The sequence below is a fragment of the Streptomyces lydicus genome (genome assembly GCF_004125265.1).
GTDB lineage: Bacteria > Actinomycetota > Actinomycetes > Streptomycetales > Streptomycetaceae > Streptomyces > Streptomyces lydicus_C.
Genome location: NZ_RDTE01000003.1, coordinates 838,896 through 851,881 on the forward strand (window position 1 = coordinate 838,896; position 12,986 = coordinate 851,881).

Sequence of the window (12,986 nt, forward strand, 5' to 3'; positions counted from 1 at the left end):
GGGATTCTCCTCCGGCCACCGGCGGCTGTCGCGCCGGCGATGTCCATCCAGGTGATCGCTCCGCGCGTCGTTTTTGATGATCAGAGTGCCGGGGATGTTCCGGCTCGCCACTCCCCCGAGGAAACGAGGATTCGATGTGCAGGGCCACCTCGATGGCCACCAATCTGGCCGTCGCCGTCGCCGCCACCGCCGTCGGATGCATGCTGGTGATCTCGCTGACCCCGTCGAGCCCGCCCGGCGGCAAGAACTGGCCCTCGGCCGGCCGTCCGACGGCCGCCGTGTCCGGCCATGCGGGCTCGGCCGCGCGGGCCGCCACCTCCGTCCTCCACGAGACCGCCACCGGCGCCGGACCCGAAGAACCCGAGAAGTCCGAAGACTTCGTCCCGCCGCCGACGGGACGGATCGAGGTGACCGCGCCGAAGCCCGGTGTCGACTACAAGGCGAACGGCAGCTTCACGGCGGCCTGGAAGAACAGCACGGGCGAGGAGGTGGACGTCTGGCTGCGGGCGGCGACGGGCCACGGCCGGTCGCAGCGGGTGGCCCTGGTGGTGCCCCGGGCGGAAGCCGGACCGACCGGTGAGGCGCTCGTGACGCTGCCCAAGGTGCCGCCCGGCCCCCGCTATGTCCTGGAGGTGGCCACCGCCGGTGACGGCGCGGTCGGCGCCGTCAGCCGGACCTTCGCCATCACCGAATGACGAGCCGCGGGCGGCCGGCGGCCCGCACGAGGTGGCCCGCAGGAGGCGGTCTGGGGAGGCACCCGCCACGAGGCGCCGAGAGCAAAGGGGCGTCGAGGGCTAAGGGGCGTCGAGCGAGACCAGCCCCGCCAGTGCCTCCCGGTGCCGCCCCGGCGAACCCAGGGCGAGTTCATCGCTCTTGGCCCGCTTGAGGAACAGATGGGCCGGGTGTTCCCAGGTCATGCCGATGCCTCCGTGCAGCTGGATGCACTCCTGGGCGGCGCGCACCGCCACCGGCGCGCAGTACGCCTGGGCGACGGCCACCGCCACCGGGGCGTCGGCGCTGCCGGCGGCCAGTGCGTCCGCGGCGTTGCGGGCGGCGGCGCGGGCCGAGGCCACCTCTAGCCAGAGTGCGGCCATCCGGTGCTTGAGCGCCTGGAACGAGCCGACGGGGCGGCCGAACTGGGTGCGTTCGGCGGTGTGGCGCACGGTTTCGGCCAGGCACCATTCGGCGACGCCCAGTTGTTCCGAGGCGAGCAGCCCGGCACCGGTGAGCAGGGCGTGTGCGACGGCGGTGCGGGCCCGGTCGCCGCTCGCCAGGAGCCGGCCGTGAGCACCGTCGAGGGTGAGGTGCCCCAGGGGGCGGGTGAGGTCGAGCGGGGTGACGGGATCGGTGCGGACACCGTCCGCGGCTGCCTCGACCGCGTAGAGGACCGGGCCGTCGGGCCCCTCGGCCGGGACCAGGAGGAGTTCGGCGCCCGCGGCGTCGGCGACCGAGGTCACCCGGCCGGTCAGGGCGCCGTCGGCCGTGGCCCGTACGGTGGGTGCGGCCGGCCCGCCCGGAGCGGTGGGCAGCGGGACGGCGAGCACACCGACGGCGTTGCCCCCGGCGAGCGCGGCGAGCGGCGCGGCGACGTCCGCCTGGTCGTGGTCGCAGCCGAGTAGGGCGGTCACCGCGATGACCGCGCTGGTCAGATAGGGGACGGGCGCGACACAGCGGCCGGTCTCCTCCAGCACCACGGCGGCCTCGCGGGCGCTCGCGCCCGCTCCGCCGAGCTTTTCGGGCACCAGCAGGCCCGCGGCGCCGATGTCCGTGGCGAGCGCCCGCCACAGGCCGGTGTCGTAGGCGGCCTGCGACTCCAGGCCGGCGAGCACGGTGGCCGGATCGCTGCGGTCGGCGAGCAGCGACCGTACGGCGTCGCGCAGCGCGTCCTCCTCCGCGGAGTAGAGGAGGTCGGGGTCGGCTGCCGGGGTGCCGTTCAGGGGTGTCCCGTCGTTCATCGGGGGAGGTCCTTCCACGCGACGTCCTTGTCGGTGCGCGGCTCGGGCGGCAGCCCCAGCACACGTTCGGCGACGATGTTGAGCAGCACTTCCGAGGTGCCTCCTTCGATGGAGTTCCCCTTGGCGCGCAGATAGCGGTAGCCGGCCTCGCGGCCGGTGAAGTCGACCCCGTCGGGGCGGCGCATCGTCCAGTCGTCGTAGGTCAGACCGTCCTCGGCGAGGAATTCCACCTCCCAGCCGCTGATCTCCTGGGCGAGCCGGGCGAAGGCCAGCTTCATCCCGCTGCCCTCGGGACCGGGCTGGCCGTGGGACAGCTGCTGGCGCAGGCGCTCGCCGGTCAGCCGGGCGACCTCGGCCTCCACCCACAGCGTCAGCAGCCGCTGGTGCAGATCGTGGGTGCGCAGCTCGGGCCGCGCGCGCCAGTCGGCGGCGGCCACGCCGATCATCCCGCCTTCGCGCGGCATGCGGGCGCCGCCGATGGCGACCCGCTCGTTCATCAGCGTGGTCCGGGCGACCTTCCAGCCCTCGCCGACCTCGCCGAGGCGGTGGCTGTCGGGGATGCGGACGCCGGTGAGGAAGACCTCGTTGAACTCGGCCTCGCCGGTGATCTGCCGCAGCGGACGCACCTCGACGCCGGGGTCGGTCATATCGCAGAGGAAGTAGCTGATGCCGCGGTGCTTGGGCAGGCCGGGGTCGGTACGGGCGATCAGGATCGCCCAGCGGGCCAGATGGGCGCTGGACGTCCAGACCTTCTGGCCGTCCACGATCCAGTCGCCCTCGTCCCCGTCTTCGCCCCCGTCCTCCCGGACGGCTCGGGTCGCCAGGGCCGCCAGGTCGGAGCCGGCCCCGGGCTCGCTGAACAGCTGGCACCACACCTCCTCGCCGGTCCACAGCGGGCGCAGCAGACGCTGCTTCTGCTCGTCGGTGCCGAAGCGCAGGATGGTGGGCGCGGCCATGCCGAGGCCGATGCCGATGCGGCCGGGGTCGTTGCCGGGGGCTCCGGCGGCCGCCAACTCCGCGTCCACGACCGCTTGCAGGGAGCGTGGCGCGTCCAGCCCGCCGAGGCCTTCGGGGTAGTGCACCCAGGCCAGTCCGGCGTCGAAGCGGGCGCGCAGGAAGTCCAGCCGTTCGGTACTGGCCGGAGGGTGTGCGGCAAGCAGCTCGGCGGTGCGCCGGCGCAGGTCTTCGGCGTCGGTCATCGGGTCTCCTCGGCCGTGGGCAGGATGACGAGCCGGCCGGTGGACGTACCGTCGGCGACCCGCTGGACGGCAACGGCTGCGTCCTCCAGGGGGAACCTGCCGCCGATGAGCGGCTTGACGGCGCCCTGTGCGGCGAGTTTGGCCAGCTCCTCGTGGCAGGCGTCGACCGCGGCCGGGTCCTTGGTGTTGTAGAGGCCCCAGTGCAGGCCCAGGATCGCGTAGTTCTTCACCAGCGCGTGGTTGAGGGCCGGGGTGGGGATGGCGCCGCCGGCGAAGCCGACGACGATGATCCGGCCCTCGAAGGCGATGCACTTGACGGACTTGGCGTAGGCCTCACCGCCCACCGGGTCGTAGACCACATCCGCGCCGCGGCCGCCGGTGGCCTCCTTCACGGCGCCGATGATGTCGTCGTGGCGCCGGTCGAGGACGAGATCGCAGCCCAGCTCGCGGGCGGTGCGGGCCTTGTCCTCGCCGCCCACCACGCCGATGACCCGCGCACCGGCGGCCTTGCCGAGCTGTACGGCGGCGCTGCCGACGCCCCCGGCGGCGGCGTGCACGAGCAGGGTCTCGCCCGCCTGGAGCCGGGCCCTGCGGTGCAGTCCGAACCAGCCGGTCTGGTAACCGATGTGCAGTGCGGCGGCCTCGGCGTCGTCCAGCGCCTCGGGGGCCGGGCGGACCGTCGCCGCGTCGACGACGGCGAGTTCGGCGAAACCGCCGTCGGGCAGCGGCGGCTGCGCCAGCACCCGCGCCCCGATCTCTCCGGCCGCCCCCTCCCCCGCGGCGATCACCTCGCCGCAGATCTCCACGCCGGGGGTGAACGGCAGCGGCGGCCGGACCTGGTACTGGCCGCGGCACAGCAGCGCATCGGGGAAGTTGACGTTGGCGGCCCGCACCCGCAGCAGCAGCTGCCCCGGTCCCGGCTGCGGATCCGGCACCTCCTCCAGCCGCATCACTTCACGCGGCTCACCGTTCGCGTGTACGCGCCATGCCTTCACCTGGTGCCTCCACAGACCTTGGATACGCGGGTGGGGCAAAGGGCGCGCCGGCGCCCCCGCCAGCGACATACTAAGCGGTCGGTATCCTCCAGGGAACAGTCTCCGCCACATCGCGGGGAGGGTCCGGCGTCATGGATTCCCCCGCGGCGCAGGGCTCGACCGGCCGAGGCGGCGCCGGGTGCAGCCATGCACAGGGGGCTGAGGCCGCGCCCCCCGGCCCGACCGCGCGAGGTGGTTCAGGTACCGCCCGGCTCGGCGCGCGTCGAGGCTCAGGTGCCCCCGGTCCGGCGCGTACGGAGGCTCAGGTGCGCCCGGCCCGCTGCTGGGCGTCGCGCAGGGTCTCGGACGGGGTGGCCCACCGGGCCCGTATCACCGGGAAGCCGGCCTTCTCGCAGGCGTCGCAGACGAGTTCGTCGTCGTCGACGACATGGCGGACCTCGCGGCCGCGCGCGATCCGGCGCAGGATCTCCAGCTTGGTGTGCCGGGCCGGGCGCCGGTCACTTTCGGGACGCATCCACAACCGGCCCTCGGGCAGCCCGTGCCGGGCGAGCCAGGCCAGCGTGTCGCGGCGGCAGCGCTCCGGGCGGCCGGTCAGATAGACGACCTCGCAGTCCTCGGTGCTGCGCAGGGCCAGGGCCACCCCTTCGGCGAGCGGAGGGTCCTCGGTGGCGGCCGCGAAGAACGCCTTCCAGTCGCGCGGGGTGCGGCGCAGCAGATGCTGCCGGTGACCGGCGTCGGCGAGCGTGCCGTCCAGGTCGAAGACCGCCAGGGGGCGCTTCGTCATGCCGTTGCCGTCCTCTTCCGTCGCCGCCGTCCGCCGGACACCTCGGGCCAGGTGACCACGATCCGGCCGGATTCGATGCCCTGCGCGAGGGAGAGGCGATCGTAGGCGATCTCGGCACAGGTCGCGGTGTCCATCCGCAACCGCACATCGGGGCGCTCGGCGGGACCATCCGCATAACCGGGCCGACCGTCCGCGGAGCGCGGCCCGCCGTCCGCGGAGAGCGGCCCACCGTCCGCAGCGCGCGACCAGCCGTCCACATCGCCGGGCCGGCCATCCGGACCGTCGGAGTCCAGCCCGGCGCCCCCCACTCCCCCGCCCCCGAGGACGACATGGAACTCACCCTCGTCGAGGGCGATACCGACCACCTCGACGCCCTCCGTGAAATGCCGGGCCAGCCGGGGGACGAGGGGCAGCGCGAACCAGTGGGCCCGCACCGCGTCCGTCGGGCGCTTCTCGTCCAGGGCGGGGGCGCCCCACTCGGCGAGGGCGGTCAGCGCGGGCAGCAGCGCACGGCCGCGGGGGGTGAGTTCGTAGACGAAGGCCGCTCCGGGCGGGGCGAGCCGGCGGCGGGTGACCAGGCCGTCCCGCTCCATGTCCTTGAGCCGGGAGGCGAGCATGTCGGTGCTGACGCCCGGCAGATCGGCGTGCAGATCGGTGTAGCGCCGGGAGCCGCCCAGCAGTTCCCGGACGATCAGGAGCGTCCAGCGGTCGCCCACGGCGTCCAGGGCTCGGGCAACGGCGCAGTACTGGTCATAACTTCGGCGCGGCATGACACCCAGCATAGACAGAGGTTGGACTTTCCAAGTCCCCACTTGGTAAAACCAAGTACGGTGTATCGAATGCTGCCGCGCCGCGCGGTGAGCGAGGGACCGGGAGGCCACCGCATGCAGTTCAAGCAGTCCAGCAAGATGGCCGACGTCTGCTACGAGATCCGCGGGCCGGTGATCGAGCACGCGGACGCACTGGAGGAGGCCGGCCACAGCGTGCTGCGGCTGAACACCGGCAACCCGGCTCTGTTCGGCTTCGAGTGCCCGGAGGAGATCCTGCAGGACATGCTGCGCAACCTCTCCCGTGCGCACGGCTACACGGAGTCCCAGGGCATCCTCTCGGCCCGCCGCGCGGTGGCCCAGCGCTACCAGGAGAGCGGGCTGCCGGATGTCGATGTGGACGACATCTACCTGGGCAACGGCGTCTCCGAACTCGTCTCGATGGCGGTGCAGGCACTGCTCGACGACGGCGACGAAGTCCTCATCCCGGCCCCCGACTTCCCGCTGTGGACGGCGGTCACCACGCTCGCGGGCGGCAAGGCCGTGCACTACCTCTGCGACGAGTCGGCGGACTGGCTGCCGGACCTCGACGACCTCGCCTCGAAGATCACCGACCGCACCCGGGCCCTGGTCATCATCAACCCGAACAACCCGACCGGCGCGGTCTACCCCCGCGAGCTGCTGGAGGGCATGCTCGACCTCGCCCGCCGCCACGGCCTGATGGTCTTCGCCGATGAGATCTACGACCGGATCCTGTACGACGACGAGGTCCACCACCACGCCGCGGTACTCGCCCCCGACCTGGTCTGCCTCACCTTCAGCGGCCTGTCCAAGTCCTACCGCGTGGCCGGCTTCCGCTCCGGCTGGCTGGTGGTCTCCGGTCCCAGGCAGCACGCCGCCGACTACCTGGAGGGCCTGGGCACCCTCGCGTCCATGCGGCTGTGCCCGAACGCGCCCGCCCAGTACGCCATCCAGGCCGCGCTCGGCGGCCGCCAGACCATCGAGGACCTGGTGCTGCCGGGCGGCAGGCTGCGCGAGCAGCGCGACCGGGCCTGGGAACGGCTGAACGAAATCCCGGGCGTCTCCTGCGTCAAGCCCAGGGGCGCGCTCTACGCCTTCCCCCGCCTCGATCCCGCGGTCCACAAGATCCACGACGACGAGAAGTTCGTCCTCGACCTCCTCCTCCGGGAAAAGATCCAGGTCGTCCAGGGCACCGGTTTCAACTGGCCGCACCCCGACCACTTCCGCATCCTCACCCTCCCGCACGCCGACGACCTCGACGCCGCGATCAGCCGGATCGGACGCTTCCTGGCGGGCTATCGCCAGTGACACCGGGCCGCGGGCGCGCCTAGGTGTACTGAACTGCAGCGTTGTTAACTCAGCTGATGGGGAGGGCTGGCGGGGCGGCCGTGCGTCAGCCGGACCTGACACGCAGTCCGGTCCGGTCAGTGCTCGGCGCGGCTGGGGTGACTGTGCCCCGTCTTGCGCGTCCACAGTGAAATATCGCTGCTCGTCGCGACGGCGAGGGTCTGCCCGGAGGGCGAGAAGCCGGCTGCCCGGAATTCGGAGTAGTTCGAGTGGAAGATGTGCCACCACCGCTCGCCGTGGGGACCGGAGTGAGGCAGCCCGCCGTCACGGGAGAGCAAGACCCGGTCATTCGGCCACGCCGGGGTGACGACCTCCAGATACCAACCGTCTGCGGTGGTGGTGTGCAGTCCTCCACCGAAGAGCCCCGCTATGTGTACCCGGCTTCCGGTGATCGGCCCCAGGCCGGGGCAGGACAAGTCCGGCGCGCTGTCGGGAGTCTCGTCCTCGGGGTCGGGTTCGCGGTCCCTGGCGATCTTCTCCCCGGTGACGGCGTCGAAAAGGCCGTGACCGTCGCGTGAGACGACCATCACCAGATCGCGGCGGTCCTCGGGATGCGACGCGAAGCCGATTCCGAGGAGCCCGCCGACGGGGACAAGGCCAACGGATTGCCAGGCTTCGGGTGCCGGCACAACAGGGGCTGCAAGGAGCCGTTCCCGCATCGCTTGTTGGTAGGCGGACAGCTTCGGCTCAACATCCGGGCTCTCGACCGGGGTGATCTTCTCCGTTGGCTTCGTCACGGCCCCATGATCCACGCTTCGGCAGGCTTACCTCAACGGAGTTGCTACCTACCTGCGTCCAGACACGCTTCTTCGCAGGCTATGAACGCGGCTTGATGATCCACGTCAAGAGGGTTGCCCCCGAGCGCGATCGCTCGACAGGCCCCGGCCCCGCCTGCCGTCACCACCCGTGGGTACGGTCGCCTTGATGTCTGTTGCCGGCCGCTGCCTGCCTCGGCGGTCTGCGCTACGGGGTTGGCGGTGTTGAGGGAGTGGATACGGGCATGGCGTCTGATGCTGACCGGAGCACGGGAAACGGGTTCACGTCGGGCGCCGCCACGCAGGTGCTGGCCGCGGCATGTCGGCGGGCGGGGCTCGACGGCGACGGAGCGCGCCTGATCCGCCTGGGGGAGAACGCGCTGTTCCGGCTGGCTGCCCACCCTGTGGTGGTGCGGATCGCCCGGTCGGCCGAATACCTGGACTCGGCCCGGGGCGAGGTTCAGGTGTCGCGCTGGCTGTCGCGCGAAGGCTTCCCCGTGACGCGCGCGGCTGAGGACCTGGAGCAGCCCATGGTCGTCGACGGCCATCCGGTGACGTTCTGGCACCTGATCGAGGAGGGGGACCGCAAGGCAACATACGGAGAGTTGGGCGCGGTCCTCCGGGATCTGCACTCGCTCAGCCTGCCGGACACGCTGAACCTGCCTCGGTACCCCGTCCTGGACCGGACCGACCGACGGATCAATGCGGCAGTCGACATACCGGAGGACGACCGCGCGTTCCTGCGGAAGCGCGCGCGTGAGTTGCGGGACCGCGTGGCGGACCTTCGGTTCGAGTCCGAGAAGGGGCCCGTGCACGGGGACGCTCACGTGCAGAACCTGATGGTGGACCGGAGCGATCAGGTGATCCTGATCGATCTGGAGCGGTTCAGCTTCGACCACCCCGAGTGGGACCTGATGGTCACCGCCACCGAGCATCACAGCCTGGGATGGCAGACCAAGGAACAGTACGGCGCCTTCGTCGGCGCCTATGGGCGGGATCTCCGTACGTGGTCGGGCTTCTCCACTCTCCGAGCAGTGCAGGAATTCAACATGACGACATGGCTCATGCAGAACGTGTCCGAGAGCGGAGAGACGGCTGCGGAGTACGCCCGTCGGATCTCTTCGCTCCGGAACGAGGACGCACCGCGCGACTGGACCCCGGGGTGACCTCGACTACTCGTCGTCCAGCCGGTTCATCGCGTCCCGCACCTGCCCGCTGAACCGCTGAACCGCAGGGTGTGTCCCGTAAACGGACACCTCACGTTGGAAGTCGCCCACATACCGCTGGAACCGAGCCGACTCCAGGGCATCCCCGGCTTCGACAGCGGGGCCGGCGGTCGTCACGGCGGCGTCAAGGTCGCCGTTGAGCAGTTGGCTCTGTGCGAGCACCATGCGGCAGAACCCGAGCGTACGGGCGTATTTGGGGTCGGTGAGTTCGACAGCGCGTTCGGCGAAGCGGACGGCTTCGGCGCCCTGTCCGAGATCGCGGAAGCAGTGGCAGAACTCCCCGATCAGCTCGGCTTCGTCCATGTACGAGAGCCATTCGGGATCGTCTGCGCTGTCGGCACGCTCGAAGTACCTCTCGGCCTCGCTCATCGCGCGGGCAGCACCTTTGTGATCCTCCGCTGTCGACAGGGCACGTGCCTCATGAGCGGAGAACAGTGCCATCGCACGCGGGGTGGATGCGGCCTTCCCACCTTCCACCGACGCACGGGCCAGTGTCAGAGCCCGGTGCACCTGGCCCAGGTAGTTGGCCTGGTGGCTCATATTGGCCAGGATGCGCGCGCCCATCATGCGATCGCCCACCACCTGAGTCAGCCGCAGCGTCGACATCATGTAGCGGTCGGAAAGTGCATGGTTTCCGCTGTCGTACGCAGTCCAGGCGAGAAGCTGCGACATCTCCGATGCGGCCTGGAACAGCGCCTCGCCCACCTTGGCGCTGTAGCTGGATCCCAGCAGGGGCAGTACGTCTTCCCGGAAGTAGTGCCGGAACGCCTTGTGCGCGTGTCCGCCGCCGAACTGGAAGTCCAGCTGCATGAAGAACCCCGCTGCGGTCCGGATCGCGGCGACGTCACGCATGCCGACCCGTCGAGTAGCGGGGGCATCGGCGGGCATACCGTCCGGGCGGGAGACGAGCCACGAGAGGGCAGCGGACTGCACGTCGGCGTCCGGAAGCTGGGGTTCGTCCGACGGCCCGTCCTCCGGACGCCGGTACGTAAGACCGTCAAGGGCGTTCAGCGTCTCGGCCAGCGAGCCAGCGTATCCCATGCCGACCGAGGGCGTCGGGGCCTGCGCAGCACCCGGGAATCCCAGATCTTGCGGCGTGACCCTCCGCCGCAACTTGTCACTCAGAGCCTCGGCGACGAACACGGCTGTCTGCCGCTGGATACCGCTCCCGTCCAACCATCGCTGAACGGCAACGTGCGTCGTCCCGAGGTGTTCACCGTGCCGCTGCGCGACCTCGCGGACTCGTCTGGCCAGTCCCTTGTTGGAGGCTCCAGCCTCCGCCATGACGGTGGCCAACTGGTGGTTGGGTTCTCTGCTCACGTTCTGCTGGCACCCCCGGCGTCACGTCAAGTGTTCATCGTGTCACACCAGGTTTGGCCGTAGGGGGTTCATCGCGAACCCCCTGGAGCGAAATCTCGAACCCCTCGTGTGCACATGAACCCCCGTATGAACGCTGCCTCTTGGCCAAAGACGGTCGTTGACTGTCGAGACAAGACACCCCGGCGGTGCGTGACGGCACCCCGGGGCATGGCCAACCTGATGGAAGCAGGTCGACATGCGGAACCATATCGCCAGGCTTTTCGAGTGGCTGCTGACAGTCCTACTGCCCGCTCCGGGGCACCACCGCGCGGTGGGAACGAGCCAAGTGGTCGGCTGCGTGGACACACCGACGATCAGGTTCAGGGTGCCGCGGGTCCCTGACCCGTACCTCTGGGGCCCGATCCGCGGTGAGGACGTTCAGCTCGTCCGCCCCTACCTCGTTACCCACGAGCAGCAGACGCAGCGCCGGGCCGAGTCTGGCCGCTGCTCCGGATCACTGTGCGACTCGCAGTGGATGGCGGTGACGTGGTGAGTGCCAACCTGCGTCTCCTCCCGTGGCCCGGTCCCGCCGGACAGCGCTCGTACCTGTCGACCGACGACGGCGACAGCCCTCTCGCACAGCTCGCCGACGAAATGGAAGAGGTCCAGCTCCAGATGGGCGCCGAACTACTCGACCACGCGGCGAAACTGCTCGAAGGCCAGAAGGCCAACGCCGTGGAACTCCGATTCCTGAGTGCCCGGTTGTGCGAGGCACTTCGGGACGCGCTGAGGGTGGCTGAGAGCCGAGGCGAACGGCTGCCCGAACCCGATGACGAGGATGCCGAGCAGGGCAATCTGTCGACAGGTGACAGCGGGACGATCGGATGAGCCGGACCGCACGGGAGACACCGGGATGGGAGATCGCACCGGTAGCGAGCAAGTCAGTGAACCGTGGACCGGACGGACGGATGGCGCTGACGCTCCAGATCACCCGCCATGGGGACCTCGTCGCAACCGCTCCGCTGCAGCTGACCGTAGCTGAGGCGGAGCGAGTGCACGCTGCGCTCTGCCATGCGCTCGACCAAGAGCCCGTGCCCGACGATGCGCCGGTGTGCCGCAAGTCGATCCAGTACCCGGGCGGCCGACAACGCTTCTGACCCCTACGGGCCTGCGACCAGCCAGAGGCGCTACGCGTAACAACCGCAGACATGACGCCGGACCACCCCTCAAACCCTGGCAGGCGCGGGGCGGTCCGGCAGGGGATCACTCCCAAACGATCACGAACCCCGGTGCCGATGGCACCGGGGCTCTCGTCGTGTCCTCCTGCGGCGTGACCCAGCGCAGACAGTGTTCAACCAGCTTGCGAGGAAAGGCTTATGGAATGGACGGCATCAGGGGCGACGGATTCGACGGTGAGGACCTGGACCCAGATGCGGTCCTGTGGGTATGCGGGGTGGACTACCTAACTGGCTGGCGAGATGCGGCGTGGGCGGTGGCAGAGCTCGGCAATGCGCTGACAGCAGCAGGGCAGCAGGTGGGAAGCGACAGGAACCAAGCTGCGTGCAGCCGCGGCGACCACCGCGCGCCGCGCGGAACGAAGGGGCACCGAAGCTGCTGGGCTATTGCGGGAGCAGAAGGTCTTGATGGGCCCGCTGCAGGACAGGAGCAGCGGCCGACCCGGTTATCGATTGCAGACCTTCGGGACGGAGTGTCTGATCCCGGCTATGACGATTGTGCTGGGTACGCCGGCTGTCGACGGGGTACGCGAGGCCATGGCCGCGCTGCGGGAGTGGCAGTACGACGAAGCGCCGATGCAGTTGCATTCCGGGGACATCGGCTGGAACTACCGGTTCGGAACGGCCGAGACGGCCGCGGTGGTGCGGACCTGGAGTCGGGACGGCCGGATTCTCGCGGTCGGGATGCTCGACTCGCCGACGCTGGTGCGGATGACGGTCGCTCCGGACGCTTTCCAGGATGAGGACTTGGCGCGGCGGCTCGTCGACGACTTCTCGCTGCCCGAGCGCGGCGTGCTGCCGGAGGGAACGGTGTCCCTCGAGGCCCCGCTGGGCCTGCTGCTCCACGACCTGCTGAGCAAGGAGGGCTGGGGCGTCGGCGAGCCGTGGACGCCGTTCTTCCGCGACCTCACCGAGCCGCTGGAGGACCCCGGCGCGCGGATCAAGTCGATCGGCCCGGAGCAGGCGCAGGACTTCGCAGACGTCCTGCGGTCGGCGTTCCACACCTCACGGCCTACGCGCGAGTACTGGCAGGCGATGTCGGCGGGACCGTTCCACGCCGACGCCCGCTGCCTGGGCGGCTATGACGACCAGAGCAGCGTGGCGGCGGTGGTGACGGTGTGGTCGGCCGGCCCGGGGAAGCCGGGGCTGGTCGAGCCGATGGGCGTCCACGAGGACCACCGTGGTCGCGGCTACGGCCGGGCGATCACCGTGGCCGGGGCGGCCGCGCTGCGGGAGATGGGCTCGTCGAGCGTACGTGTGTGCACACCGAGTTCCAATGTCGGCGGCGTCGCCACGTACAAGGCGGCCGGGTTCGAGGTGCGGCCGGAGGCTCGGGACCGGATCCGGACGGCCTGACGCCGGGGCTGCTCGGTACGGCCCGGACGCACCTCGGAGATCACTGC

General features: G+C 70.7%; 14 protein-coding genes. 7 read left to right on the top strand and 7 right to left on the bottom strand.

All coding sequences use genetic code 11. The features are described 5' to 3' along the window. The first annotated feature begins 134 nt into the window (after positions 1-134). Entirely contained in the window at positions 135-695 is a 561-nt protein-coding gene (locus tag D9V36_RS06465; RefSeq protein WP_241720734.1) for a hypothetical protein, read from the top strand. A 99-nt stretch (positions 696-794) separates the two neighbouring features. Here the strand turns inward: D9V36_RS06465 and D9V36_RS06470 are convergent, their stop codons facing one another. The 5 genes from D9V36_RS06470 to D9V36_RS06490 all read right to left on the bottom strand — a co-directional run bounded on the left by D9V36_RS06470 (position 795) and on the right by D9V36_RS06490 (position 5,703). After that, complete coding sequence (locus D9V36_RS06470; protein WP_129292920.1) at positions 795-1,955, bottom strand: acyl-CoA dehydrogenase family protein; 1,161 nt, start codon at positions 1,953-1,955, stop codon at positions 795-797. Next, on the bottom strand, positions 1,952-3,154 hold the full coding sequence (locus D9V36_RS06475; protein ID WP_129292921.1) for an acyl-CoA dehydrogenase family protein: 1,203 nt from the start codon (positions 3,152-3,154) through the stop codon (positions 1,952-1,954). Before D9V36_RS06475 ends, D9V36_RS06470 begins: the two co-directional genes overlap by 4 nt. After that, a complete protein-coding gene (locus D9V36_RS06480) occupies positions 3,151-4,149 on the bottom strand; it encodes an NADPH:quinone oxidoreductase family protein (protein ID WP_129292922.1) in 999 nt (332 codons plus the stop codon). The genes D9V36_RS06475 and D9V36_RS06480 overlap by 4 nt, the downstream gene beginning before the upstream one ends. A 301-nt stretch (positions 4,150-4,450) precedes the next feature. Further along, positions 4,451-4,933, bottom strand: coding sequence for an LNS2 domain-containing protein (locus D9V36_RS06485; RefSeq protein WP_129292923.1), 483 nt, complete (start codon positions 4,931-4,933; stop codon positions 4,451-4,453). After that, positions 4,930-5,703 carry a winged helix-turn-helix transcriptional regulator gene (locus D9V36_RS06490; RefSeq protein WP_129292924.1) on the bottom strand — a complete coding sequence of 258 codons (774 nt, stop codon included), beginning with the start codon at positions 5,701-5,703 and terminating at the stop codon, positions 4,930-4,932. Before D9V36_RS06490 ends, D9V36_RS06485 begins: the two co-directional genes overlap by 4 nt. A gap of 114 nt (positions 5,704-5,817) precedes the next feature. Between D9V36_RS06490 and D9V36_RS06495 the strand changes: the two genes are divergently transcribed. Continuing rightward, the gene (locus tag D9V36_RS06495; RefSeq protein WP_129292925.1) at positions 5,818-7,029 is read left to right on the top strand and encodes a pyridoxal phosphate-dependent aminotransferase; all 1,212 of its coding nucleotides are present in this window, start codon (positions 5,818-5,820) and stop codon (positions 7,027-7,029) included. Between the two features lie 116 nt (positions 7,030-7,145). Here D9V36_RS06495 and D9V36_RS06500 read toward each other — a convergent pair whose 3' ends face one another. Continuing rightward, entirely contained in the window at positions 7,146-7,727 is a 582-nt protein-coding gene (locus D9V36_RS06500; protein ID WP_241721273.1) for a hypothetical protein, read from the bottom strand. 341 nt (positions 7,728-8,068) lie between these two features. Here D9V36_RS06500 and D9V36_RS06505 point away from each other — a divergent pair, with 341 nt between their 5' ends. Further along, positions 8,069-8,989: an aminoglycoside phosphotransferase family protein gene (locus D9V36_RS06505; RefSeq protein WP_129298230.1), complete on the top strand. Its 921-nt coding sequence runs from the start codon at positions 8,069-8,071 to the stop codon at positions 8,987-8,989. Positions 8,990-8,995: 6 nt separating this feature from the next. Here D9V36_RS06505 and D9V36_RS06510 read toward each other — a convergent pair whose 3' ends face one another. Further along, entirely contained in the window at positions 8,996-10,369 is a 1,374-nt protein-coding gene (locus D9V36_RS06510; protein WP_129292927.1) for a sporulation protein, read from the bottom strand. Positions 10,370-10,604: 235 nt separating this feature from the next. On the opposite strand from D9V36_RS06510, the gene D9V36_RS40725 reads away from it, so the two are divergent. From D9V36_RS40725 to D9V36_RS06525, 4 genes are all read left to right on the top strand, one after another. Next, positions 10,605-10,901, top strand: coding sequence for a hypothetical protein (locus D9V36_RS40725; protein WP_164992896.1), 297 nt, complete (start codon positions 10,605-10,607; stop codon positions 10,899-10,901). Then, a complete protein-coding gene (locus tag D9V36_RS06515) occupies positions 10,895-11,236 on the top strand; it encodes a hypothetical protein (protein ID WP_129292928.1) in 342 nt (113 codons plus the stop codon). The genes D9V36_RS40725 and D9V36_RS06515 overlap by 7 nt, the downstream gene beginning before the upstream one ends. A 56-nt stretch (positions 11,237-11,292) precedes the next feature. After that, on the top strand, positions 11,293-11,505 hold the full coding sequence (locus tag D9V36_RS06520; protein ID WP_241720735.1) for a hypothetical protein: 213 nt from the start codon (positions 11,293-11,295) through the stop codon (positions 11,503-11,505). A gap of 567 nt (positions 11,506-12,072) precedes the next feature. Then, positions 12,073-12,939 (top strand): GNAT family N-acetyltransferase, encoded by an 867-nt coding sequence (locus tag D9V36_RS06525; protein WP_129292929.1) that lies wholly within the window; start codon positions 12,073-12,075, stop codon positions 12,937-12,939. Positions 12,940-12,986 lie beyond the last annotated feature (47 nt).

Coding starts and splice junctions, on each gene's coding strand:
- D9V36_RS06465 (WP_241720734.1), top strand. CDS start 135: ATGTGCAGGGCCACCTCGATGGCCACCAATCTGGCCGTCGCCGTCGCC.
- D9V36_RS06470 (WP_129292920.1), bottom strand. CDS start 1,955: ATGAACGACGGGACACCCCTGAACGGCACCCCGGCAGCCGACCCCGAC.
- D9V36_RS06475 (WP_129292921.1), bottom strand. CDS start 3,154: ATGACCGACGCCGAAGACCTGCGCCGGCGCACCGCCGAGCTGCTTGCC.
- D9V36_RS06485 (WP_129292923.1), bottom strand. CDS start 4,933: ATGACGAAGCGCCCCCTGGCGGTCTTCGACCTGGACGGCACGCTCGCC.
- D9V36_RS06490 (WP_129292924.1), bottom strand. CDS start 5,703: ATGCCGCGCCGAAGTTATGACCAGTACTGCGCCGTTGCCCGAGCCCTG.
- D9V36_RS06495 (WP_129292925.1), top strand. CDS start 5,818: ATGCAGTTCAAGCAGTCCAGCAAGATGGCCGACGTCTGCTACGAGATC.
- D9V36_RS06500 (WP_241721273.1), bottom strand. CDS start 7,727: ATGCGGGAACGGCTCCTTGCAGCCCCTGTTGTGCCGGCACCCGAAGCC.
- D9V36_RS06505 (WP_129298230.1), top strand. CDS start 8,069: ATGGCGTCTGATGCTGACCGGAGCACGGGAAACGGGTTCACGTCGGGC.
- D9V36_RS40725 (WP_164992896.1), top strand. CDS start 10,605: ATGCGGAACCATATCGCCAGGCTTTTCGAGTGGCTGCTGACAGTCCTA.
- D9V36_RS06525 (WP_129292929.1), top strand. CDS start 12,073: ATGACGATTGTGCTGGGTACGCCGGCTGTCGACGGGGTACGCGAGGCC.